Raw genomic sequence first — 23,915 nt, forward strand, 5'->3', positions numbered from 1 at the left:
ACCCCGCCGTCCGAGGAACGGGGGAACGCACGATGAACGGCACCGAGCGGGACGGAGCACAGGTGAGTACGGGCACGACGGCGGATGCGGCCGGCGAGACGGCGGGCATCCCCGAGCTGGTGATCATCTCCGGCATGTCGGGGGCGGGGCGCAGCACCGCCGCCAAGTGTCTGGAGGACCTCGGCTGGTTCGTCGTCGACAACCTGCCGCCCGCGCTGATCCCCACCATGGTCGACCTCGGCGCCCGCTCCCAGGGCAACGTGGCCCGGATCGCCGTGGTCGTGGACGTGCGCGGCAGGCGGTTCTTCGACAACCTTCGCGAATCCCTCGCCGACCTCGCCGCCAAGAAGGTCAAGCGGCGGGTGATCTTCCTGGAGGCGTCCGACGACGCCCTGGTGCGCCGCTTCGAGTCGGTGCGCCGCCCGCACCCCCTGCAGGGCTCCGGGCGCATCGTCGACGGCATCGCCGCCGAGCGCGACCTGCTGCGCGAGCTGCGCGGCGACGCCGACCTGGTGATCGACACCTCCAGCCTCAACGTCCACGAGCTGCGCGCCAAGATGGACGCCCAGTTCGCGGGCGAGGAGGAGCCGGAGCTGCGCGCCACGGTCATGTCCTTCGGCTACAAGTACGGCCTGCCCGTCGACGCCGACCTCGTCGTGGACTGCCGCTTCCTGCCCAACCCGCACTGGGTCCCGGAGCTGCGCCCCTTCACCGGCCTCAACGAGGAGGTGTCCGGCTACGTCTTCAACCAGCCCGGCGCCAAGGAGTTCCTCGACCGCTACACCGAGCTGCTCCAGCTCATCGCCGCGGGCTACCGCCGCGAGGGCAAGCGCTATGTGACGATCGCGGTCGGCTGCACCGGCGGCAAGCACCGCTCCGTCGCCATGTCGGAGAAGCTCGCCCACCGTCTTGTCTCGGAGGGTGTCGAGACCGTCGTCGTCCACCGGGACATGGGGCGCGAGTGACCGGCCGCACCTTCCGGATGCGCCGCGTCCGCAAGCTCGTCCCGGGGCGCGGCCGTGAGGCCCGTACGCACCGCGGCACCCAGCCCAAGGTCGTCGCCCTCGGCGGCGGCCATGGGCTGTCCGCCTCGCTCGCCGCGCTGCGCCGCATCACCGGCGACCTGACGGCGGTCGTGACCGTCGCCGACGACGGGGGCTCCAGCGGCCGGCTCCGCGACGAGCTGGGCGTGCTGCCCCCCGGCGACCTGCGCAAGGCGCTCGCGGCGCTGTGCGGCGACGACGACTGGGGCCGGACCTGGGCCCGGGTCGTCAAGCACCGCTTCGAGAGCCAGGGCGAGCTGCACGGCCACGCCGTCGGCAATCTGCTGATCGTGGCCCTGTGGGAGCAGCTGGGCGACCACGTCCAGGCGCTGGACCTGGTGGGCAAGCTGCTCGGCGCGCACGGCCGGGTGCTGCCGATGTCCGCGGTCCCGCTGGAGCTCCAGGCGCTGGTCCGGGGCCACGACCCGGCCGCGCCCGACGCCGTGACCACGGTGCGGGGCCAGGCCACGGTGGCGCTCACCCCGGGCGAGGTGCAGTCCGTGCACGTCGTGCCGGAGGACCCGCCCGCGGTGCCAGAGGCCGTGGAGGCGGTGCTCGACGCCGACTGGGTGGTGCTCGGTCCGGGCTCCTGGTTCTCCTCCGTCATCCCGCACCTGCTCGTGCCCGAGCTGCTGGATGCGCTGCAGGAGACCAAGGCCCGCCGGGTGCTTTCGTTGAACCTTGCACCACAACCAGGGGAAACCGATGGCTTCTCCCCGCAGCGTCATTTGGAGGTTTTGGCCCGACACGCCCCTAAACTCGCCCTGGACGTGGTGCTGGCCGACGAGGCCGCCGTGCTCGACCGGGAGAGCCTCACCGATGCCGCCAAGCGGCTCGGGGCCACGGTCGAGCTGGCGCCGGTCGCCTCGCCCGACGGCTCCCCGACGCACGATCCGGAGCTGTTGGCCGCCGCGTACGACCGTATTTTTCGGATGCATGGAAGGATCGGCCCATGGCGATGACGGCAGCGGTGAAGGACGAAATCTCCCGGCTCCCCGTCACCCGGACCTGCTGCCGGAAAGCGGAGGTCTCGGCCATCCTGCGGTTCGCGGGCGGGTTGCACCTGGTCAGCGGGCGCATCGTGATCGAGGCGGAGCTGGACACCGGGATCGCCGCCCGGCGGCTGCGCAAGGACATCCTGGAAATCTTCGGGCATGCGTCCGACCTGGTGGTGATGGCCCCCGGCGGGCTGCGCAGAGGCAGCCGGTACGTGGTGCGGGTGGTGGCGGGCGGTGATCAGCTGGCGCGCCAGACCGGCCTGGTCGACGGCCGCGGCCGGCCGATCCGCGGGCTGCCCCCGCAGGTGGTCTCCGGGGCCACCTGCGATGCCGAGGCCGCCTGGCGCGGGGCCTTCCTCGCCCACGGTTCGCTCACCGAGCCCGGCCGCTCCTCCTCCCTGGAGGTGACCTGCCCGGGCCCCGAGGCGGCCCTGGCGCTGGTCGGTGCGGCCCGCAGGCTGCAGATCGCGGCCAAGGCCCGCGAGGTCCGCGGCGTGGACCGCGTCGTCGTCCGTGACGGTGATGCGATCGGCGCGCTGTTGACGCGGCTGGGTGCCCATGAGTCGGTGCTGGCCTGGGAGGAGCGGCGGATGCGCCGCGAGGTGCGGGCCACCGCCAACCGCCTGGCCAACTTCGACGACGCCAATCTGCGCCGCTCGGCGCGGGCCGCCGTCGCCGCGGGGGCCCGCGTCCAGCGGGCGCTGGAGATCCTCGGCGAAGAGGTGCCCGAGCACCTCGCCGCGGCCGGCCGGCTGCGCATGGAGCACAAGCAGGCTTCCCTGGAGGAGCTGGGCGCCCTCGCCGACCCGCCGCTGACCAAGGACGCGGTCGCCGGGCGGATCCGCCGGCTGCTGGCCATGGCCGACAAGCGCGCCCAGGACCTGGGCATCCCCGGCACGGAGTCCAACCTCTCGGACCTGTCCGACCTCTCCGAGGAGATGGCCGAGGGCATGGTCGGCTGATCTCGGCCGACTCCCGGCGTGCACCGCCCCCGCGACCCGCAAGGGTGCGGGGGCGGCCGCGTATGGCCGTTCTTGCGCTGTTGACATGATCATGTTGGGTCACCAGCCTGGCGTCCGTGCACTGACGTGACGGACTACAGCAAGGGGGGCTCATGAGACGCAGAGCGGGCACGGTTCTCGCGGCGGCTTCGCTGTTCCTCGGCGGGCTCGCGGCGGCGCCCTACACCCACGCACAACCACGGCCGGACGGCCCGGCCGGGGCGGATTCCGCCGCCCTGTCCGTATGGACCGCCCAGGTCACCGCCGAGCAGATACCCATCCTGCTCAAGGCCGGTGCCGACGGACACGAACTGACCAAGCGCCCCGCCGACGGCAAGGCTGCGCCGGTCGAGCTCTACCTGACCGGCGACCAGGCCCGCGAGTTACGCGGCCAGGGCATCGCCCTCACCGAGAAGCGCCTGCCGGAGCGCACCCGAAAGCGCCTCGCGGCCGCGGGCGACGGCGTCTTCCGCCCGTACAGCGGGAAGAACGGCCTCAAGCAGGAGATCACCGACACCGCCCGCAGCCACCCCGGCCTCGCCAAGGCCGTCGCCATCGGCAAGACCGTGCGCGGCCAGGACATCCTCGCCGTCAAGATAGGCAAGGACGCGGCCAGGACGCCCGACGGCGCCAAGCCCGCCGTGCTCTACATGTCCAACCAGCACGCCCGCGAGTGGATCACCCCGGAGATGACCCGACGGCTGATGCACCACTACCTCGACCGCTACGGCAAGGACGAGCGGATCACCAAGATCATGGACCGCACCGAGCTGTGGTTCGTCCTCTCGGCCAACCCCGACGGCTACGACTTCACCTTCGAGAGCCCTGCCAGCCGGCTGTGGCGCAAGAACCTGCGGGACAACAACGGCGACGGGAAGATCACCCCCGGCGACGGCGTCGACCTCAACCGCAACTTCCCCTACAAGTGGGGCTACGACAACGAGGGTTCGTCCGCCCGGCCCGGCTCCGAGACCTACCGCGGGCCCGCGCCCGCCTCCGAGCCCGAGACGCGCGCCCTGGACGCCTTCGAAAAGCGCCACCACTTCACCTACGCCGTCAACTACCACTCGGCCGCCGAGCTCCTGCTCTACGGCGTCGGCTGGCAGGTGGCCACCCCCACCCCCGACGACGTCCTCTACCGGGCGCTGGCCGGCACCCCCGAGAAGTCCGCGATCCCCGGCTACCGCCCGCAGCTCTCCTCCGAGCTGTACACCACCAACGGCGAGGCCGACGGCCATGCGGCCAACGTCAACGGCACGATGATGTTCACGCCGGAGATGTCCACCTGCGAGACCGCCTCGCGCGTCGACCCCAACGACCGCTGGAACCCGGCCGACTGCCCGTCCTCCTTCAACTTCCCCGACGACGAGAAGCTGATCCAGGGCGAGTTCACGAAGAACCTCCCCTTCGCCCTGTCCGTCGCCGAGACCGCCGCCCACGCCGACCGCCCCTCCTCCTCGGTCGGTCTGAGCGCACCGGACTTCACGCCCGACGTCTTCACCGCCTCCTATGCGCGCGGCGGTAAGCAGGCCGTCGCCGTCACCGCCCGCAAGAGCGTGCGCGACAAGCGCCTCAACTACACCGTCGACGGCGGCCGTACGCACACCGAGCAGCTGCGGGCCTGGGACGGCGGCGACCGCTACGGCGGCGAGGACAACCTCCGCTTCGACCGGTACCGCGCCACCGTCGAGGACGCGCGCCCCGGCGCCACCGTGCGGGTGTGGTTCACCGGCCGCACCCGCGAGGGCAAGCCGACCGCGAGCGAGCCCTTCACCTTCACCGTGGCCGAGCGGCCGCGCGGCGCCGACACCCTGGTCATCTCCGACGAGGGCGGCACCACTGCCGGCCGGCACTCCGCCGACTACACCGCGGCACTCGCCGACAACGGCCGCACCGCGGCCGTCTGGGACGTCGCGACCCAGGGCGCACCGCATGCGCTGGGCGTGCTCTCCGGCTTCGACACCGTCGTGTGGAACTCCGGCACCGCCCACCCCGACGGCGCCACGCTGCTGGCCGTACGCGACTTCGTCAACGAAGGCGGCAAGCTGATCGCCACGGGGGTCGAGGCCGGCGGCGAGTCGAAGGTCGGCGACGCCGACACCGACGACTTCGCGCAGTACTACCTCGGCGCGGGCGACCGCACGACCGTCGCCGCCCCGTCGCGCTTCACCGGGGCCGGTGAGCTCACCGGGGTGACGGTCGCCCTGACCACCGGAGCGGGCGGTGCCTACCGCCCCGTTTCGGACGAGCTGCCGCCCGACCGCTTCCCGCAGTTCCGCAGCGCCGCCGCGGGCGACTACACCGGCAAGGTCACTCTCCGTGACGGCTCGGCCGGGCCCGTGCACCGTGCCGCGGCTGTCACTACGCGTGACACCGCGCTCCTCGGCTTCGGTCTGGAGAATGTCCCGGATGCCCGAGAGCGCACTGCACTTATGAGCGCCCTCCTGCACGCTGTGCGCGGCTGACGCCGAGAGCCCGGATGCCTGCCCGCGCTTGCCCTCCGAGGGGGTGCGGGCAGGCGCCGCCAATGTCACGTCCCTCCCTTGTTAGAGGTAGGGTCGGTGGTGGTCGGGGACATCCCATACACCCGCCGGCGGACAGCCCGGCACACCAACGAGGAGATCGGTTCGTGACGATCCGCGTAGGCATCAACGGCTTTGGCCGTATCGGTCGTAACTACTTCCGCGCGCTCCTGGAGCAGGGTGCGGACATCGAGATCGTCGGCGTCAACGACCTGACCGACAACGCCACCCTGGTTCACCTGCTGAAGTACGACAGCATCCTGGGCCGTCTGAAGCAGGACGTCAGCCACACCGACAACACGATCACTGTCGGCAACCAGACCTTCAAGACGATGGCCGAGCGTGACCCGGCCGCCCTCCCGTGGGGCGAGCTCGGCGCCGACATCGTCATCGAGTCGACCGGCATCTTCACCAAGAAGGCCGACGCCGAGAAGCACATCCAGGCCGGCGCCAAGAAGGTCCTGATCTCCGCCCCCGCCTCCGGCGAGGACATCACCATCGTGATGGGCGTCAACCAGGACAAGTACGACGCGGCCAACCACCACGTCATCTCCAACGCCTCCTGCACCACCAACTGCGTGGCGCCGATGGCCAAGGTTCTCGACGAGAACTTCGGCATCGTCAAGGGCATGATGACCACGGTCCACGCGTACACCAACGACCAGCGGATCCTGGACTTCCCGCACAAGGACCTGCGCCGTGCGCGGGCCGCCGCGGAGAACATCATCCCGACCTCCACCGGTGCCGCCAAGGCCACCGCCCTGGTCCTCCCGCAGCTCAAGGGCAAGCTGGACGGCATCGCCATGCGCGTGCCGGTCCCGACCGGCTCGGTCACCGACCTGGTCCTCGAGCTCGACCGCGAGGTCAGCAAGGACGAGATCAACGCCGCCTTCCAGAAGGCCGCCCAGGGCGAGCTCAAGGGCATCCTCGAGTACACCGAGGACGCGATCGTCTCCTCCGACATCGTCAACTGGCCGGCCTCCTGCACCTTCGACTCGCAGCTCACGATGGTCCAGGGCAAGCAGGTCAAGGTCGTCGGCTGGTACGACAACGAGTGGGGTTACTCCAACCGCCTGGTCGACCTGACCGTGTTCGTCGGCGGCAAGCTCTGACGGCTGCCTGACGGCTGTCACAGGCACCGAGATGTAGGGACGGGGCTCGTACGGCGCGACGGTGCGCCGTACGAGCCCCGTCCTATGACTGTCACTCATGGAATCCCCCAGCCACCGCTGGGAGTCGGCCCCCAACCGGAGTCACTGCATGAAGACGATCGACGAACTCGTCCAGGACGGCGTCGAGGGCAAGCGGGTTTTCGTCCGCGCCGACCTCAACGTGCCGCTCGACGGCACCACCATCACCGACGACGGCCGCATCCGCGCCGTCGCCCCGACCATCGCCAAGCTCGCCGAGGCGGGCGCCAAGGTGATCGTCGCCTCCCACCTGGGCCGTCCCAAGGGCGCCCCGGAGCCCCGGTTCTCCCTCTCCCCGGCCGCGAAGCGGCTCGGCGAGATCCTGGGCAAGAACGTCTCGTTCGCCACCGACACGGTCGGCGACAGCGCGAAGGCCACCGTTGCCGCCATGGCGAACGGCGAGGTCACGCTGCTGGAGAACCTCCGTTTCAATGCGGGCGAGACCAGCAAGGACGATGCGGAGCGCGGCGCCTTCGCCGATGCGCTCGCGTCGCTGGCCGACCTCTACGTGGGCGACGGCTTCGGTGCGGTGCACCGCAAGCACGCCTCGGTCTTCGACCTGCCGGCGCGCCTGCCGCACGCCGCGGGCGGTCTGATCGCCACCGAGGTCGGCGTCCTGAAGAAGCTCACCGAGGACGTCGCACGCCCCTACGTGGTGGTCCTCGGCGGCGCCAAGGTCTCCGACAAGCTGGGCGTCATCGACAACCTGCTGAAGAAGGCCGACCGGATCCTCATCGGCGGCGGCATGTCCTACACCTTCCTGGCCGCCAAGGGCCACGAGGTGGGCATCTCGCTGCTGCAGGAGGACCAGAAGGACACCTGCCTGGCCTACCTGGCCGAGGCGGAGAAGCGCGGCGTGGAGTTCGTGCTCCCCGTCGACGTCCTGGTCTCGGCCGAATTCCCGGACCTGAAGACCAAGGCCCCGGCCAACCCGGAGACCGTCTCCTCGGACGCCATCCCGGCCGACAAGGAGGGCCTGGACATCGGCCCGAAGACGCGCGAGCTCTACGCCGCGAAGCTCGCCGACGCGGGCACCGTCTTCTGGAACGGTCCGATGGGCGTCTTCGAGCACCCCGACTACGCGGGCGGCACCAAGGCCGTCGCGCAGGCGCTCGTCGACTGCTCCGGCTTCACCGTCGTGGGTGGTGGCGATTCGGCCGCCGCCGTGCGCACCCTTGGCTTCGACGAGAACGCTTTCGGCCACATCTCGACCGGCGGCGGCGCCAGCCTCGAATACCTCGAGGGCAAGACGCTCCCCGGCCTCGCCGCACTGGAGGACTGAACCACCGTGAGTGAACGCACCCCGCTGATGGCGGGCAACTGGAAGATGAACCTCAACCACCTCGAGGCCATCGCGCACGTCCAGAAGCTCGCCTTCACCCTCGCCGACAAGGACTACGAGGCCACCGAGGTCGCCGTCCTGCCGCCCTTCACCGACCTCCGCTCGGTGCAGACCCTGGTCGACGGCGACAAGCTGAAGATCAAGTACGGGGCCCAGGACCTTTCGGCGTACGACTCCGGTGCGTACACCGGCGAGACCTCCGGCGCCATGCTCGCCAAGCTCAAGTGCACCTACGTGGCGGTCGGGCACTCCGAGCGCCGCCAGTACCACGGCGAGACCGACGAGCTGTGCAACGCCAAGGTCAAGGCGGCCTACCGGCACGGCCTGACCCCGATCCTGTGCGTCGGCGAGGGCCTGGAGGTCCGCAAGGCGGGCAACCAGGTCGCGCACACCCTCGCGCAGGTCGACGGCGCCCTCAAGGACGTCCCGGCCGAGCACGCGGAGACCGTCGTCATCGCCTACGAGCCCGTCTGGGCGATCGGCACCGGCGAGGTCGCCACGCCCGAGGACGCGCAGGAAGTGTGCGGCGCGATCCGCCGCCGCCTGGCCGAGCTGTACAGCCCCGAGCTGGCCGACAAGGTCCGCATCCAGTACGGCGGCTCGGTCAAGGCCTCCAACGTCGCCGCGATCATGGCGCAGCCGGACGTGGACGGCGCGCTGATCGGCGGTGCCGCACTGGACGCCGACGAGTTCGTCAAGATCGTCCGTTTCCGCGATCAGTAGACGGCTATGACGACGGCCCCCCGCCGTCGTACCCTGTCGGGGCCGGGACCGGCGTGTTCGCGCCACCCGGCCCCACTTTCGTTCACAGATCCGAGAGAGTTGGTCCAGCCGTGGTCTTGGGGTTCTCGATCGCCCTCATCGTCTTCAGCCTGCTGATGATGATGCTGGTGCTCATGCACAAGGGGAAGGGCGGCGGTCTGTCCGACATGTTCGGCGGTGGCATGCAGTCCTCGGTCGGCGGTTCCTCGGTGGCCGAGCGCAACCTCGACCGCATCACCATCGTTGTCGGACTGCTCTGGTTCGCGTGCATTGTCGCGCTTGGCCTGCTGATGAAGCTCCATAGCTGACGTACCGTCGTGGGCGCGGCCTATTATTGGGCTCGCGTCCTCGCGGCCGGGCTGTAACTCCTGCCACTGGACGCGCGTTGGGCCTTACGTAGACTGGGGCGCCCGCAGCGAAGCCGTCCAGAGCGACGCCGCGGCGCGCAGCCGCTATCCGGCACAGTGCAGCACCATCACGCAGGGAGTTACGACCGTGGCAAGTGGCAACGCGATCCGGGGAAGCCGGGTCGGGGCGGGGCCGATGGGCGAGGCCGAGCGGGGCGAGTCCGCGCCGCGCCTCCGCATCTCCTTCTGGTGCTCTAACGGGCACGAGACGCAGCCGAGCTTCGCCAGCGACGCACAGGTGCCGGACACCTGGGACTGCCCGCGCTGCGGCTTCCCGGCCGGCCAGGACCGGGACAGCCCGCCGGACCCGCCCCGCACCGAGCCCTACAAGACGCACCTCGCCTACGTCCGAGAGCGGCGCAGCGACGCCGACGGCGAGGCGATCCTCGCGGAGGCGCTCGCCAAGCTCCGCGGGGAGATCTGAGACGGCGACAGCCGAACAGCGCCAAGCGGCCCGGCCGCACACCTGACGCAGGTGTGCGGCCGGGCCGCTTTCATCCTTTAGGTTGGGTGTGCGAGGCAGCTACCGAGTAGAAGTGGGCTGATGTCCGAGATGAACGCAGAAGGCCGCACCGGGCTGGACCGGACTCCGGAGTGGAACGCGCTGGCCAAGCACCGGGAGCAACTGGGGGAGGTGCAGCTGCGCCGGCTCTTCGCCGACGACCCGCGACGCGCGGAGAGCTACGCGCTCACCGTCGGCGACCTGTACCTCGACTACTCCAAGCACCTTGTCACCGACGAGACCCTGCGCCTGCTGCGCGAGCTCGCGGCGGCCCGCGGTGTCACCGAGCTGCGTGACGCCATGTTCCGCGGCGAGAAGATCAACACCACCGAGGGCCGCGCGGTGCTGCACACCGCCCTGCGCGCCCCGGAGTCGGCCGTCGTCGAGGTCGACGGGCAGAACGTGGTGCCCGCCGTGCACGCCGTCCTGCGCAAGATGCAGGTCTTCTGCGACCGGGTCCTGTCGGGCGACTGGAAGGGCCACACGGGCCGGCGCATCAAAAACGTCGTCAACATCGGTATCGGCGGCTCCGACCTCGGTCCGGCGATGGCGTACGAGGCGCTGCGCGCCTACACCCACCGTGACCTGACGTTCCGTTTCGTCTCCAACGTGGACGGTGCCGATCTGCACGAGGCCGTGCGGGACCTGGACCCGGCCGAGACGCTCTTCATCGTCGCCTCCAAGACCTTCACGACGATCGAGACCATCACCAACGCCACGTCCGCGCGCAACTGGCTGCTGGCCGGGCTGCAGGCGGGCGAGGAGGCGGTGGCCAAGCACTTCGTGGCGCTGTCGACGAACGAGGAGAAGGTCTCCGAGTTCGGCATCGACACGGCCAACATGTTCGAGTTCTGGGACTGGGTCGGCGGGCGTTACTCCTACGATTCGGCCATCGGGCTGTCCCTGATGCTCGCCATCGGCCCGGACCGCTTCCGCGAGATGCTCGCCGGCTTCCACCTCGTCGACGAGCACTTCCGCACGGCGCCGCTGGAGGAGAACGCGCCGGTGCTGCTCGCTCTGCTGGGCGTCTGGTACGGCAATTTCCACGACGCCCAGTCGCATGCGGTGCTGCCCTACAGCCACTACCTGTCGAAGTTCGCCGCGTATCTGCAGCAGCTGGACATGGAGTCCAACGGCAAGTCCGTGGACCGCGACGGAAACCCCGTCAACTGGCAGACGGGTCCGGTCGTCTGGGGCACCCCGGGGACGAACGGGCAGCACGCCTACTACCAGTTGATCCACCAGGGGACGAAGCTGATCCCGGCGGACCTGCTGGGCTTCGCCCGTCCCGTGGCCGACCTGCCGCAGGGGCTGGTGCCCCAGCACGACCTGCTGATGGCCAACCTGTTCGCCCAGGGCCAGGCGCTCGCCTTCGGCAAGACGCCGGAGGAGGTCGCGGCGGAGGGCGTACCGGCGGAGCTGGTCCCGCACAAGACGTTCCCCGGCAACCGCCCGACGACGACGATCCTGGCGAACGAGCTGTCCCCGTCGGTGCTGGGTCAGCTGATCGCCCTGTATGAGCACAAGGTCTTCGTGCAGGGGGCCATCTGGAACATCGACTCCTTCGACCAGTGGGGCGTCGAGCTCGGCAAGGTCCTCGCCAAGCGGGTCGAGCCCGCGCTCACGGAGGGCGCGGACGTGCCGGGGCTGGACGCGTCCACGGCCACCCTGGTCTCGCGCTACCGCGAGCTGCGGGGGCGCTAGGCGCTACCGGCACATACGGCGATGGGCCCGGCCTCCGAGAGGAGACCGGGCCCATCGCCGTATGCGGCAGCGTCAGGGCGATGCCGGGGGATACAGGTCCCGCGGGAGCTTCGCGGCAGCGGCGGCGTCCAGCAGCCACAGCGTGCGGCGCGAGCCGCGGGCGCCGGCCGCCGGGGCCTGGACCTCGCCGGCACCGCTGAGGGCCAGGGCCACCGCCCCCGCCTTGTCCTCGCCCGCCGCCAGCAGCCACACCTCGCGCGCCGAGCGGATCGCCGGCAGGGTCAGCGACACCCGCGTCGGCGGCGGCTTGGGCGCGCCGTGGACGCCGACGACCGTGCGCTCGGTCTCCCGGACGCCCGGGAGCTCGGGGAAGAGCGACGCCACGTGCGTGTCCGGGCCGACGCCCAGCAGCAGTACGTCGAAGGACGGCACCGCCGCATGGTCCTCGGGCCGGGCCGCCGCGGCCAGTTCGGCCGCGTATGCCTCGGCCGCCGCGTCCGCGTCGTCGTAGCGGCCGTCCGCCGACGGCATGGAGTGCACCCGCGCCGGATCGACGTCCACCGAGTCCAGCAGCGCCGCCCGGGCCTGTGTGTCGTTGCGCTCCGGGTGGCCCTCCGGCAGGAACCGCTCGTCGCCCCACCACAGGTCCAGCCGCGACCAGTCGACGGCGTCCCGGGCGGGCGCGGCGGCCAGGGCGGCGAGCAGCCCGTTGCCGTTGCGGCCGCCCGTGAGGACCACGGACGCCGAGCCGCGCGCGGCCTGTGCGTCCACGATCTTCGTGATCAGCCGGGCTGCCGCGGCCTGCGCCATCAGCTCCTTGTCCCGGTGGACGACGATCTGAGGCGTGCTCACTTGGTCGCCGCCTTCTTGGCGGGTGCCTTCTTCGCCGCCGCGGGCTTGGCCCCGGACGCCTCGGAGGCGTCCTGCTCCTCGGCCTTCCCGGAGTCCGCCGCGGGCGCCCCGGCGTCGCCGAGCCGCTCGACGCCGTACTTCAGCGTCGACTCGTAGACCGTGTCAGGGTCCAGCCGCCGCAGCTCCTCCGCGAGCAGCTCGGCGGTGTCCCGGCGCTTGAGCGCCACCGCGCGGTCCGGCTGGCCGCGCATGGTGAGCTTGGCGAGCGAGCCGTCGGGACGGTCCAGGGTGACGGGACCGTTCTTGGTCTCCAGGCGGACGGCCGTCAGGCCCGGCCCCTCGGAGACGGTCCGGCGGGCCGTCACCCCGAGCCGGTCCGCCAGCCACATGGCCAGCAGTTCGCCGCTGGGGTTGTAGGCCTCGCCCTCCACCTCCGCCGAGGTGACCTCGACGGTCTGCTGGTCCAGGGCCGCCGCGAGCATCGAGCGCCACGGCGTGATCCGGGTCCAGGCCAGGTCGGTGTCGCCGGGCGCGTAGTTGGCCGCGCGGGCCGAGAGCTCGGAGACCGGGTCCTCGGCGGCGTAGGTGTCGGTGACCCGGCGCTGGGCGAGCGCACCGAGGGGGTCCTTCTCCGGGTTGAGCGGAGAGTTGACCGGCCACCAGACGACGACGGGCGCGTCCGGCAGCAGCAGGGGCAGCACCACCGACTGGGCGTGGTCTATCACCTCGCCGTACAGGCGCAGCACCACCGTCTCGCCGGTGCCGGCCGCCGCGCCCACCCGCACCTCGGCGTCGAGCCGGGCCTGGGCGCGGTCGCGCGGCGAGCGGCTCACCCGCTTGATGACGACCAGCTTGCGCGAGGGGTGCTCGCGGGAGGCCTCGTTGGCCGCCTTGAGCGCGTCGTAGGCGTGCTCCTCGTCGGTGACGATGACGAGGGTGAGCACCATGCCGATGGCGGGGGTGCCGATCGCCCGCCGCCCCTCGACCAGCGCATTGTTGATCTTGCTGGCCGTGGTGTCCGTGAGATCCATTTTCATGGCCGACGCCAGCTCCGTCCATCTCGTGCGAGCATCTCGTCCGCCTCGACCGGCCCCCAGGTGCCGGCCGGGTACTGCGCGGGCTTGCCGTGCTTGTCCCAGTACTCCTCGATCGGGTCGAGGATCCGCCAGGACAGCTCGACCTCCGTGAGGCGCGGGAAGAGGTTGGCGTCGCCGAGCAGCACATCGAGGATGAGCCGCTCGTACGCCTCCGGGCTGGACTCGGTGAAGGACTCGCCGTAGGCGAAGTCCATCGAGACGTCCCGGACCTCCATCGAGGTGCCCGGCACCTTGGAGCCGAACCGCATGGTGACGCCCTCGTCCGGCTGCACCCGGATGACCAGGGCGTTCTGCCCCAGCTCCTCGGTCGCGGTGTGGTCGAAGGGCGAGTGCGGGGCGCGCTGGAAGACGACCGCGATCTCGGTGACGCGGCGGCCGAGCCGCTTGCCGGTGCGCAGGTAGAAGGGGACGCCCGCCCAGCGGCGGTTGTCGATCTCCAGCTTGATCGCGGCATAGGTGTCGGTCTTCGACTTGGCGTCGATGCCGTCTTCCTCGAGGTAGCCGACGACCTCCTCGCCGCCCTGCCAGCCGTGGGCGTACTGGCCGCGCACGGTCTCCTTGCCGAGGTCCTTGGGCAGCCGGACGGCGCCCAGCACCTTGGTCTTCTCCGCCACCAGCGCGTCCGCGTCGAAGGAGGCGGGCTCCTCCATGGCGGTCAGCGCGAGCAGCTGCAGCAGGTGGTTCTGGATGACGTCACGGGCGGCGCCGATGCCGTCGTAGTAGCCCGCGCGGCCGCCGATGCCGATGTCCTCGGCCATGGTGATCTGCACATGGTCGACGAAGGACCGGTTCCAGATCGGCTCGAAGAGGGTGTTGGCGAAGCGCAGCGCCAGGATGTTCTGGACCGTCTCCTTGCCCAGGTAGTGGTCGATCCGGAAGACCTCTTCAGGCGGGAAGACCTCGTGGACGATCCGGTTGAGCTCCTGGGCGCTGGCCAGGTTGTGCCCGAAGGGCTTCTCGATGACGGCGCGCCGCCAGGAGCCCTCCTTCTGGTCGGCCAGGCCGTGCTTCTTCAGCTGCTGGACGACCTTGGGGAAGAACTTGGGCGGTACGGACAGGTAGAAGGCGAAGTTGCCGCCCGTGCCCTGCGCCTTGTCCAGTTCCTCGATGGTCGTCTTGAGGGTGTCGAAGGCCTCGTCGTCGTCGAAGTCGCCCTCGACGAAGCGGCAGCCCTGCACCAGCTGCTGCCAGACCTCCTCGCGGAAGGGGGTGCGCGAGTGCTCCTTGACGGCCGCGTACACCTCGCTCGCGAAGTCCTCGTCGGCCCAGGAGCGGCGGGCGAAGCCGATCAGGGAGAAACCCGGCGGAAGCAGTCCCCGGTTGGCCAGGTCGTAGACCGCCGGCATCAGCTTTTTCCTGGACAAATCGCCCGTGACACCAAAGATGACCAGGCCCGACGGCCCCGCGATGCGCGGGAGCCGTCGGTCCTGAGCGTCACGCAGCGGATTGCTGCTGCTCAATTCATGCCTCCGGAGCGAGGCGCTTGAGCTCCGCCTCGGTGGACTTCAGAAGGTCGTTCCACGACTGCTCGAACTTGTCGACGCCCTCGTCCTCCAGGAGCTGGACGACGTCGTCGTACGAGATGCCCAGCTTGGCCAGGGCGTCGAGCTCGGCCTTGGCCTGCTCGTAGGTGCCGCGCACGGTGTCACCGGTGATCTGCCCGTGGTCGGCGGTGGCCTCCAGGGTGGCCTCCGGCATGGTGTTGACCGTGTTGGGCGCCACCAGGTCGTCCACGTACAGGGTGTCCTTGTAGGCCGGGTCCTTGACGCCGGTCGAGGCCCACAGCGCACGCTGCTTGTTGGCGCCGGCCTTCTCCAGGGCGGCCCAGCGGTCGGAGGAGAAGACCTCCTCGTACGCCTGGTAGGCCAGGCGGGCGTTGGCGAGGGCGGCCTTGCCGCGCAGCGCCTTGGCCTCCTCGGTGCCCAGGGCGTCCAGACGCTTGTCGATCTCGGTGTCCACGCGGGACACGAAGAAGGACGCGACCGAGTGGATCAGCGACAGGTCCAGGCCCGCGGCCTTCGCCTTCTCCAGGCCGGTCAGGTAGGCGTCCATCACGGCGCGGTAGCGCTCGAGGGAGAAGATCAGCGTGACGTTGACGCTGATGCCCTTGCCGATCACCTCGGCGATGGCCGGCAGGCCCGCCTTGGTGGCCGGGATCTTGATCAGGGTGTTGGGCCGGTCCACCAGCCAGGCCAGCTGCTTGGCCTCGGCGACCGTGGCGACCGTGTCGTGCGCCAGGCGCGGGTCGACCTCGATGGAGACCCGGCCGTCCTGGCCGTCGGTGGCGTCGAAGACCGGGCGCAGGATGTCGGCGGCGTCGCGGACGTCCGCCGTCGTGATCATGCGGATGGCCTCGTCCACGGTGACCTTGCGGGCCGCGAGGTCGGCGAGCTGCTGCTGGTAGCCCTCGCCGCCGGAGATCGCCTTCTGGAAGATCGACGGGTTGGTCGTGACGCCCACGACGTGGCTCTGGTCGATCAGCTCGGCCAGGTTCCCGGACGTGATGCGCTTGCGGGACAGGTCGTCCAGCCAGATCGCGACGCCCTCGTCGGAGAGGCGCTTGAGTGCGTCTGTCATGGGTTCTGCATCTCCTACTGGATCGTGTGCGGGCGTCAGCGGCGGCTGGCGTCGGCGATGGACTCGCGGGCGGCCTCGACGACGGCGTCGGAGGTCAGACCGAACTCGCGGTAGAGCACCTTGTAGTCGGCGGAGGCGCCGAAGTGCTCCAGGGAGACGATCCGGCCGGCCTCGCCGACGTAGCGGTACCAGGTCAGGCCGATACCGGCCTCGACGGCCACCCGGGCCTTGACGTCGGGCAGCAGCACGCCGTCGCGGTAGGCCTGGTCCTGCTCCTCGAACCACTCGACGGACGGCATCGAGACCACGCGGGTCGGGATGCCCTCGGCCTGGAGCATGTCGCGGGCCTCGACGGCCAGCTGGACCTCGGAGCCGGTGCCGATCAGGATCACCTGCGGCCGGCCGCCCTCGGCCTCGAACAGGACGTAGCCGCCCTTGGCGACGCCCTCGTTGGCCTCGTACGTCGGCACGTTCTGGCGGGTGAGGGCCAGGCCGTGCGGCGCCGGGTGGCTGGTGTGCCGCTTGAAGATCTCGCGCCAGGCGATCGCCGTCTCGTTGGCGTCGGCCGGGCGGACCATGTTCAGGCCCGGGATGGCGCGCAGCGCGGCCATGTGCTCGACCGGCTGGTGGGTCGGGCCGTCCTCGCCGAGGCCGATGGAGTCGTGCGTCCACACATAGGTGACCGGCAGCTTCATCAGGGCGGCGAGGCGGACGGCCGGGCGCATGTAGTCGGAGAACACCAGGAAGGTGCCGCCGTAGACGCGGGTGTTGCCGTGCAGCGCGATGCCGTTCATGGTCGAGCCCATGGCGTGCTCGCGGATGCCGAAGTGGATCGTGCGGCCGTAGGGGTCCGCCTCCGGCAGGGGGTTGCCCACCGGGAGGAAGGACGACGACGCGTCGATCGTGGTGTTGTTCGAGCCGGCGAGGTCGGCGGAGCCGCCCCACAGCTCGGGGACCACGGCGCCGAGCGCCTTGAGGACCTCGCCGGACGCCTTGCGGGTCGCGACGTCCTTGCCCGCCGGGAAGACCGGGACGGCCTTCTCCCAGGCGTCGGGCAGCTCGCCCGCGTTGATGCGGTCGAACTCGGCGGCGCGCTCGGGGTTGGCCTGGCGCCACTCCTGGAGCTGCTTGTCCCAGGCGGCGTGCGCCTCGCGGCCGCGGTCGACGACCTTGCGGACGTGCGTGAAGACCTCGTCCTCGACCTGGAAGTGCTGCTCGGGGTCGAAGCCCATGACCCGCTTGGTCGCGGCGACCTCGGTCTCGCCGAGCGCCGAGCCGTGGGAGGCCTCGGTGTTCTGGGCGTTCGGCGCGGGCCAGGCGATGATCGTCCGGGCGGCGATGATCGAGGGGCGCTCGGTCTCGGCCTTGGCGGCCTGGAAGGCGGCGTGCAGCGCCTTGACGTCGAAGTCGCCGTTGGCGCCCTGCTCGATGCGCTGCACGTGCCAGCCGTAGGCCTCGTACCGCTTGAGGACGTCCTCCGAGAACGCCGTCTCGGTGTCGCCCTCGATCGAGATGTGGTTGTCGTCGTAGAGCGCGACGATGTTGCCCAGCTTCTGGTGGCCGGCCAGCGAGGACGCCTCGGCGGAGATGCCCTCCTCCAGGTCGCCGTCGGAGACGATGGCCCAGATGGTGTGGTCGAAGGGCGACTCGCCCTGCGGGGCCTCCGGGTCGAACAGACCGCGCTCGTAGCGGGCGGCCATGGCCATGCCCACCGCGTTGGCGATGCCCTGGCCGAGCGGGCCGGTGGTGGTCTCCACGCCGCGGGTGTGGCCGTGCTCCGGGTGGCCCGGGGTCTTGCTGTCCCAGGTGCGGAAGGCCTTGAGGTCCGACAGCTCCAGGCCGTAGCCGGCCATGAAGAGCTGGACGTAGAGGGTCAGGCTGGTGTGGCCGGGGGAGAGGACGAATCGGTCGCGGCCGGTCCAGTCGGCGTCACTCGGGTCGTGCCGCATCAGCTTCTGGAAGAGCAGGTACGCGGCGGGCGCGAGGCTCATGGCCGTGCCGGGATGGCCGTTGCCGACCTTCTGCACGGAGTCCATGGCCAGGACGCGGGCTGTATCGACGGCCCGCTGGTCCAGTTCGGTCCATTCCAGGTCTGTGGTGGTCGGCTTGTTGCTCACCCTGGGTCAGGGCTCCTCTCCACATGGTTCTGATTGCCGGGGGCGGTATGTTCCGCCACGACGCGGCGGTGACGAGCCTACCCCCGCTGGGCGCGCATCTTTTCGACGTATCAGGCGGGCTGTGGGGCTCTCATTTGAGTGCCCTCGGATGGTCCTCGCGTCCAGCCTGCCGGTCATACCGGCGGGCCGCCTCCTGAACGCGACCGTTCTGTCAGGTTCCCCGCCCCTTGCGTCACACACGCCCGGGCCCCGGACCGGGTTCCGTACGCCCTCAACACGACACCACCCCGGCGGAGGGCGCGCTGTCCCCTGCGTCTAAAGTGGCGTGGTACGCGCAAGCCTTCGCCGGGCTCTCGACCCCCCGGACATGCTTGCTGGCCTTATCTCTGTCAGGGGTGTGCGTGACGGCCGTCGAATCCCGTCCTGCGGGGCTGCTTGCCGAGAGCGAGAGCCCCGGTCACCGGCCGTTCGGTGCCCGTGCCAAGGCCTTCGTGGCGCTGACCAAGCCGCGGATCATCGAGCTGCTGCTGATGACGACGGTGCCGGTGATGTTCCTCGCCGCACAGGGCGTGCCCGACCTGTGGCTGGTCCTGGCCACGTGCATCGGCGGCTACCTGTCCGCGGGCGGCGCCGGCGCGTACAACATGTACATCGACCGGGACATCGACGCGCTGATGGAGCGCACCGCCCAGCGCCCCCTGGTCACTGGGATGGTCTCGCCGAAGGAGTGCCTGGCCTTCGCCACGGCCCTGACCGTGGGCTCCACCCTGTGGTTCTGGTTCCTGGTCAACCCGCTGTCGGCGATGCTGGCGCTCGGGGCCAACGCCTTCTACGTCGTCATCTACACGATGCTCCTCAAGCGCCGCACCGCGCAGAACATCGTCTGGGGCGGCATCGCCGGCTGCCTGCCGGTCATCATCGGCTGGTCCGCCGTCACCAACTCGGTCTCCTGGGCCGCGCTCGTCCTCTTCCTGGTCATGTTCTTCTGGACGCCGCCGCACTACTGGCCGCTGTCGATGAAGGTGAAGGACGACTACGCGCGGGCCGGCGTGCCGATGCTGCCGGTGATCTCGGGCAACAAGGCGGTCGCCAAGCAGATCGTCATCTACAGCTGGGTGATGGTCGGCGTGTCGCTGCTGCTCACCCCGCTCGGCTACACCGGCTGGTTCTACACGGTCGTCGCCCTGGCGTGCGGCGGCTTCTGGCTCAAGGAGGCGCACGCGCTGCAGGCGCGGGCCAAGGCGGGCATCACGGGCGCCAAGCTCAAGGAGATGCGCCTGTTCCACTGGTCGATCACGTACGTGTCGCTGCTGTTCGTGGCCGTCGCCATCGACCCCTTCCTGCGCTAGACACCCAGACACCAGAGACCTTGATCCGCCGACGGGCGGCCGCGTGGCACAGGCCACGCGGCCGCCCGTCGCCATATGTACTACTCGTCGGTAGCATCCTGGCCATGGCAGACAACAAGCAGGCAGCGAAACTGGCGAAGCAGATCACCGCCTTCGCCCAGAGCCACGGCGGCAGCGCCGAAGGCCAGCTCGCGCACATCGCTCGCGGCACCACCCGCATCGCCCTGGTCGGCGCCAACGGCGAGTGGGGCAACCTCGTCGCCCGCTCCCACGAGACCGCGAAGCAGGCCGCCGAACTGGCCGGGATCACCCTGCACGACGACTTCGACGGCGAGATGGCCGCGAAGGTGCGCACCGGGCCCTACGAGTGGTCCCGGATGGCCGGCATCCAGATCGGCGGACCGGGCAACGGCCCCGCCGATAACTGACGGCCCCTTCGCCCGTTAGACCCACCGGGAGCGGCGCGCCGCGCCGCGCGGTGGGGGACCGGCGAGGAGGACCGGATGGACGGCATACCGCCGCTCGTCGACCAGTACAGCCACGGGGCGGTCCACGGCGAGCTGGGTCTGGGGGAGTTCGAGACGCATCTGGGCGGGGCCGCCGGGGCCACCGGGCTCGCGCCGGCCGGCACCACCTTCTTCGACAGCAGGGCCGGACTCGCCGTCCGCCGCTGGTGCCCGCCCCTGCTCGGCCTGGAGCCGCACTGCGCGCCCGTGCGCTACCTGGCCCGCCGCCGCGAGCTGGGCGCCTACCGCGCGGGGCACCTGCTGCTGCGCGGCGCGGGCATCGGCACCTTCCTGCTGGAAGCGGGGGTGCCCGAGGGCCTCACCTCGCCCGCCGAGCTGGCCCGCGCGGCCGAGGGCCGCGCCCACGAGGTCGTACGGCTCGAACCGCTCGCCGCGCAGATCGCCGACACCTCCGGCAGCGTGGACTCCTTCCTCGCCTACGCCGCGGAAGCGCTCTACGCGGCCGCCCGGAGCGCCACCGCCTTCTCCTGCGGCGCCCCCGCCTGCGACGGCAGCCCGCCCGCGGCCGCGACGGTCCGCGACGCCGCGGGGCGCTGGCTGAGAACCCGTCGAAAGGGTGAGCTGCCCGAGGAGCCGGTGCTCGTCCGGCACCTGCTGTGGAGCGCGGTGGCCACCGGACTGCCCGTGCAGCTGCACTGCGCCGACCCCCGGCCGCTGACCGGCTTCCTGCGGGCCACGGCGGGGCGGGGCGTGGATCTGGTGCTGCTCCCGGACACCTGGCACCACTGGCAGGCCGCCCGGCTGGCCGCCGCCTTCCCGCATGTCTACGCGGACGTCGGCGCCCGGCCGGAGGAGACCCTGCGCGAGGCGCCGTTCGGCAAGCTGCTGTTCTCCACCGGGGCACGGGCGCTGGCCGAGCTGTACGTGGTGGCCGCCCGGCTGTTCGTACGGGCCATGGAGCGGCTGATGGGCGACTGGGTCGCGGACGGCTGGTGCCGACGGCCCGAGGCGGGGCGGATCGCCTCGCTCGTGGCGGCCGGCACCGCGCGCCGGGTCTACCGGTTGGACGCCGCCGCGGGCTGACCGGCGCCGAGGGCCTCGTGCCCGGCCGACGGCGAGGGCACCGCCGGCGCCTCGCCGCGCTCGCGCAGCGACAGCAGGACCCGCAGCACGGCGATCCACACCAGGCAGGAGCCGAACATGTGCGTGCCGACCACGAACTCCGGCGAATCGTTGAAGTACTGCACGTAGCCGATGACGCCCTGGAGCATCAGCACGGCGAACAGCTCGGCCACCGTGCGGCGGGGGACCGCCGGCGCCTTCACGGCACGCAGCGTGAACCACAGGGCCACGGTCAGGCCGATGACGATGTAGACGAAGTCCACGTGCAGCTGGGTGATCTCGTGCCAGTCCAGCGGAATGCGGCGGACGTTCTTGGAGGCGTCGCCCGCGTGCTTGCCCGCGCCCGTGACCACCGTGCCGATCACTATCAGCAGCGCGGTCGCGGCCACCAGCACCCCGGCCAGCTGACGGACCGGACGGACCACCAGCTCACGGGGGGCCTCGTCGCCCTCGCGGGAGCGCTGCCACATCAGCACGGCGACCGTCAGCAGGGCGGTCGACAGCAGGAAGTGCGCGCTGACGATGTAGGGGTTCAGGCCCGTCAGGACCGTTATGCCGCCGACCACCGCGTTGCCCATGACGATCCAGAACTGCGCCCACCCCAGCCGGGTGAGGCTGCGGCGGCGCGGGGCACGCGCGCGTGCCGCGATGATCGTCACGCCGATGACCGCGCACAGCACGTACGTCAGCATGCGGTTGGTGAACTCGATGACGCCGTTGATGCCCATCGCGGGCGTCGGCGTCAGGCTGTCCTCGGTACAGGTCGGCCAGGTCGGGCAGCCCAGCCCGGACTGGGTGAGCCGGACCGCACCGCCCGTCACGACGATGACCACCGCCATGACGACGCAGGCGAGCGCGGCCCGTTGGACCCAGCGCGCGGAGGGCTGCCAACGGTCGGCGATGAGCTGCATGGGGTTCGGCATGTTCGGCACCCGGCCATCGTAAGCGCCAGCTTGTGCATGGATTCACGAGGGGGGTGCGTGGCGAAATGTCCCGCCGCCCGGCCTTACTCCCAGCGGAAGAAGCGGCCCGCCGCGCCCAGGCCCGCCGCGGCCCACGCGGCCAGGATGCCGAGGTCGGCCCAGGGCACGCCCGCGCCATCCCGCAGGACGTCCCGCAGCCCGCCGGAGAGGGCTGAGATCGGCAGCAGCTCCAGCACCGCCCGGGCGGCATCCGGGAACTTCTCCAGCGGCACGATCACCCCGCCGCCGACCAGCAGCAGGAGGAAGACGAGGTTGGCCGCGGCCAGCGTCGCCTCCGCCTTCAGTGTGCCCGCCATCAGCAGGCCGAGCCCGGAGAAGGCGGCCGTGCCGAGGAGGAGCAGCAGGGCGGCGGAGAGCGGGTTGCCGTGCGGCGACCAGCCGAGCGCGAAGGCGATGGCCGTCAGCAGCGCGATCTGCAGGACCTCCGTCACCAGCACCGAACACGTCTTCGCCGTCATCAGCCCCCACCGCGGCAGCGGGGACGCGCCCAGCCGCTTGAGCACGCCGTAGCGGCGCTCGAAGCCGGTGGCGATGGCCTGCCCGGTGAAGGCCGTGGACATCACGGCCAGGGCGAGGACGCCGGGGGCCAGGAAGTCCACGGCCTTCCCCCCGCCGGTGTCGACGATGTCGACGGCGCTGAAGAGGACGAGCAGCAGCGTCGGGATGACGACGGTCAGCAGCAGCTGCTCGCCGTTGCGCAGCAGCATCCGCGTCTCCAGCGCGGCCTGCGCCCGGATCATCCGCGACAGCGGCGCGGCCCCGGGCCGGGGGGTGAACGTACCCGTGGTCATGCGCGCAGCTCCCTGCCGGTCAATTCCAAGAAGACGTCTTCGAGTGTGTGCCGCTCCACGGTTATGCGGTCCGGCATCACGCCGTGCTGGGCGCACCAGGACGTCACCGTGGCGAGCAGCTGGGGGTCGATGGTGCCGTTGACGCGGTACGCGCCCGGGGCGAGCTCCACGGCCGCCGAGCCGTCGGGCAGGGCCTTCAGGAGCGAGGCGACGTCCAGGCCGGCGCGGCCGGTGAAGCGCAGGCTGTTCTCGGCCCCGCCCCGGCACAGCTCCTCGGGGGTGCCCTGGGCAATGACCTTGCCGCCGTCGACGATCGCGACGTCGTCCGCCAGCTGCTCGGCCTCGTCCATGTAGTGCGTGGTCAGCACGACGGTGACGCCGTCCGTGCGCAGCTCGCGGACCAGGTCCCAGGTGGCGTGCCGGGCCTGCGGGTCGAGGCCCGCGGTCGGCTCGTCCAGGAAGACCAGCTCGGGGCGGCCGACGACGGCCATCGCGAGCGAGAGGCGCTGCTGCTGCCCGCCGGACAGCCGCCGGTAGGCCGTGCGCCCGCAGCTGCCCAGCCCGAGCCGCTCGACCAGCGCGTCGACGTCCAGGGGGTGGGCGTGCAGTGACGCGGTGTGACGGAGCATCTCCTCCGCACGGGCCCCGGCGTAGATTCCGCCGCTCTGCAGCATCACGCCGACGCGCGGGCGCAGGGCGGCCGAGTCGGCGACGGGGTCGAGGCCCAGCACCCGGACCGTGCCCGCGTCGGGGCGGCGATAGCCCTCGCAGGTCTCGATGGTGGTGGTCTTGCCCGCGCCGTTGGGGCCCAGGACGGCGGTCACGCCGCCGGTGGCGACGGTCAGGTCCAGCCCGTCCACCGCGGTCTTCGGCCCGTACCGCTTGACCAGGCCGTGGATTTCGACCGCGGGCTCTCGGCCGGAGGGTCGGGGGGTGTCCCCCGGGGAGGCGCTGCGCATGCCCGGAAGTCTACGAACCCGGCGCGGGGGCCGGGCCCGGCGGGTAGGGCGGTTAGGTGACCCTTAGTGACTGAAACCACCGTTGGGTGATCCAGGCCGGGCTTGTCCGGGCTCGGGCAATTACGCAACA

The 23,915-nt window shown here is 71.1% G+C and carries 20 protein-coding genes and 1 pseudogene; 13 read left to right on the forward strand and 8 right to left on the reverse strand.

Translation table 11 applies throughout. The annotated features are described in order from the left end of the window. The first annotated feature begins 32 nt into the window (after window positions 1–32). From rapZ to pgi, 10 genes and pseudogenes are all read left to right on the forward strand, one after another. On the forward strand, window positions 33–965 hold the full coding sequence (gene rapZ / locus FHS39_RS10085) for an RNase adapter RapZ (protein ID WP_184348486.1): 933 nt from the start codon (window positions 33–35) through the stop codon (window positions 963–965). Continuing rightward, window positions 962–2,005 (forward strand): uridine diphosphate-N-acetylglucosamine-binding protein YvcK, encoded by a 1,044-nt coding sequence (locus tag FHS39_RS10090; RefSeq protein WP_184348488.1) that lies wholly within the window; start codon window positions 962–964, stop codon window positions 2,003–2,005. Before rapZ ends, FHS39_RS10090 begins: the two co-directional genes overlap by 4 nt. Continuing rightward, window positions 1,996–3,003, forward strand: a complete 1,008-nt coding sequence (whiA, locus tag FHS39_RS10095) for a DNA-binding protein WhiA (protein ID WP_071964484.1) — start codon at window positions 1,996–1,998, stop codon at window positions 3,001–3,003. Before FHS39_RS10090 ends, whiA begins: the two co-directional genes overlap by 10 nt. Window positions 3,004–3,155: 152 nt before the next feature. Next, window positions 3,156–5,414: pseudogene (locus tag FHS39_RS10100) on the forward strand (M14 family metallopeptidase); the annotation flags it as partial. A 257-nt stretch (window positions 5,415–5,671) separates the two neighbouring features. Then, entirely contained in the window at window positions 5,672–6,676 is a 1,005-nt protein-coding gene (gap, locus tag FHS39_RS10105) for a type I glyceraldehyde-3-phosphate dehydrogenase (protein ID WP_184348500.1), read from the forward strand. A 148-nt stretch (window positions 6,677–6,824) separates the two neighbouring features. After that, window positions 6,825–8,036, forward strand: coding sequence for a phosphoglycerate kinase (locus tag FHS39_RS10110; protein WP_184348502.1), 1,212 nt, complete (start codon window positions 6,825–6,827; stop codon window positions 8,034–8,036). A 6-nt stretch (window positions 8,037–8,042) separates the two neighbouring features. Further along, on the forward strand, window positions 8,043–8,819 hold the full coding sequence (tpiA, locus tag FHS39_RS10115) for a triose-phosphate isomerase (RefSeq protein WP_184348504.1): 777 nt from the start codon (window positions 8,043–8,045) through the stop codon (window positions 8,817–8,819). 110 nt (window positions 8,820–8,929) lie between these two features. Beyond that, a complete protein-coding gene (gene secG / locus FHS39_RS10120) occupies window positions 8,930–9,166 on the forward strand; it encodes a preprotein translocase subunit SecG (protein ID WP_184348506.1) in 237 nt (78 codons plus the stop codon). A 187-nt stretch (window positions 9,167–9,353) separates the two neighbouring features. Next, window positions 9,354–9,689, forward strand: coding sequence for an RNA polymerase-binding protein RbpA (locus FHS39_RS10125; RefSeq protein ID WP_079110552.1), 336 nt, complete (start codon window positions 9,354–9,356; stop codon window positions 9,687–9,689). A gap of 129 nt (window positions 9,690–9,818) precedes the next feature. Further along, window positions 9,819–11,471 (forward strand): glucose-6-phosphate isomerase, encoded by a 1,653-nt coding sequence (pgi, locus tag FHS39_RS10130; RefSeq protein WP_184348862.1) that lies wholly within the window; start codon window positions 9,819–9,821, stop codon window positions 11,469–11,471. A 72-nt stretch (window positions 11,472–11,543) separates the two neighbouring features. On the opposite strand, the gene pgl is transcribed toward pgi, so the two are convergent. Genes pgl through tkt form a run of 5 tightly spaced genes read right to left on the reverse strand, consistent with a single transcriptional unit; the run spans window position 11,544 to window position 18,114 of the window. Next, window positions 11,544–12,323, reverse strand: a complete 780-nt coding sequence (gene pgl / locus FHS39_RS10135) for a 6-phosphogluconolactonase (RefSeq protein ID WP_184348508.1) — start codon at window positions 12,321–12,323, stop codon at window positions 11,544–11,546. Continuing rightward, on the reverse strand, window positions 12,320–13,360 hold the full coding sequence (gene opcA, locus FHS39_RS10140) for a glucose-6-phosphate dehydrogenase assembly protein OpcA (protein ID WP_184348510.1): 1,041 nt from the start codon (window positions 13,358–13,360) through the stop codon (window positions 12,320–12,322). The genes pgl and opcA overlap by 4 nt, the downstream gene beginning before the upstream one ends. Continuing rightward, a complete protein-coding gene (gene zwf, locus FHS39_RS10145; RefSeq protein ID WP_184348512.1) occupies window positions 13,357–14,880 on the reverse strand; it encodes a glucose-6-phosphate dehydrogenase in 1,524 nt (507 codons plus the stop codon). The genes opcA and zwf overlap by 4 nt, the downstream gene beginning before the upstream one ends. Window position 14,881: 1 nt before the next feature. Continuing rightward, window positions 14,882–15,997, reverse strand: a complete 1,116-nt coding sequence (gene tal, locus FHS39_RS10150; RefSeq protein ID WP_184348513.1) for a transaldolase — start codon at window positions 15,995–15,997, stop codon at window positions 14,882–14,884. A 35-nt stretch (window positions 15,998–16,032) separates the two neighbouring features. Beyond that, the gene (gene tkt, locus FHS39_RS10155) at window positions 16,033–18,114 is read right to left on the reverse strand and encodes a transketolase (protein WP_184348515.1); all 2,082 of its coding nucleotides are present in this window, start codon (window positions 18,112–18,114) and stop codon (window positions 16,033–16,035) included. A 401-nt stretch (window positions 18,115–18,515) separates the two neighbouring features. On the opposite strand from tkt, the gene FHS39_RS10160 reads away from it, so the two are divergent. The 3 genes from FHS39_RS10160 (at window position 18,516) to FHS39_RS10170 (ending at window position 21,013) form a co-directional block, all read left to right on the forward strand. Beyond that, entirely contained in the window at window positions 18,516–19,463 is a 948-nt protein-coding gene (locus FHS39_RS10160; protein WP_184348517.1) for a heme o synthase, read from the forward strand. Window positions 19,464–19,567: 104 nt separating this feature from the next. Further along, on the forward strand, window positions 19,568–19,891 hold the full coding sequence (locus FHS39_RS10165) for a hypothetical protein (protein WP_184348519.1): 324 nt from the start codon (window positions 19,568–19,570) through the stop codon (window positions 19,889–19,891). A 75-nt stretch (window positions 19,892–19,966) separates the two neighbouring features. Next, a complete protein-coding gene (locus FHS39_RS10170; protein WP_184348520.1) occupies window positions 19,967–21,013 on the forward strand; it encodes an amidohydrolase in 1,047 nt (348 codons plus the stop codon). On the opposite strand, the gene FHS39_RS10175 is transcribed toward FHS39_RS10170, so the two are convergent. The 3 genes from FHS39_RS10175 to FHS39_RS10185 all read right to left on the reverse strand — a co-directional run bounded on the left by FHS39_RS10175 (window position 20,986) and on the right by FHS39_RS10185 (window position 23,785). Continuing rightward, window positions 20,986–21,984 (reverse strand): COX15/CtaA family protein, encoded by a 999-nt coding sequence (locus FHS39_RS10175; RefSeq protein WP_184348522.1) that lies wholly within the window; start codon window positions 21,982–21,984, stop codon window positions 20,986–20,988. The two genes, FHS39_RS10170 and FHS39_RS10175, sit on opposite strands and share 28 nt — an antisense overlap. Before the next feature lie 74 nt (window positions 21,985–22,058). Continuing rightward, window positions 22,059–22,826 carry an ABC transporter permease gene (locus tag FHS39_RS10180; protein ID WP_184348524.1) on the reverse strand — a complete coding sequence of 256 codons (768 nt, stop codon included), beginning with the start codon at window positions 22,824–22,826 and terminating at the stop codon, window positions 22,059–22,061. Continuing rightward, window positions 22,823–23,785: an ABC transporter ATP-binding protein gene (locus FHS39_RS10185; RefSeq protein ID WP_184348526.1), complete on the reverse strand. Its 963-nt coding sequence runs from the start codon at window positions 23,783–23,785 to the stop codon at window positions 22,823–22,825. Before FHS39_RS10185 ends, FHS39_RS10180 begins: the two co-directional genes overlap by 4 nt. Between the last annotated feature and the right edge of the window lie 130 nt (window positions 23,786–23,915).

The sequence above is a fragment of the Streptomyces olivoverticillatus genome (genome assembly GCF_014203555.1).
Classification (GTDB): Bacteria; Actinomycetota; Actinomycetes; order Streptomycetales; family Streptomycetaceae; genus Streptomyces; species Streptomyces olivoverticillatus.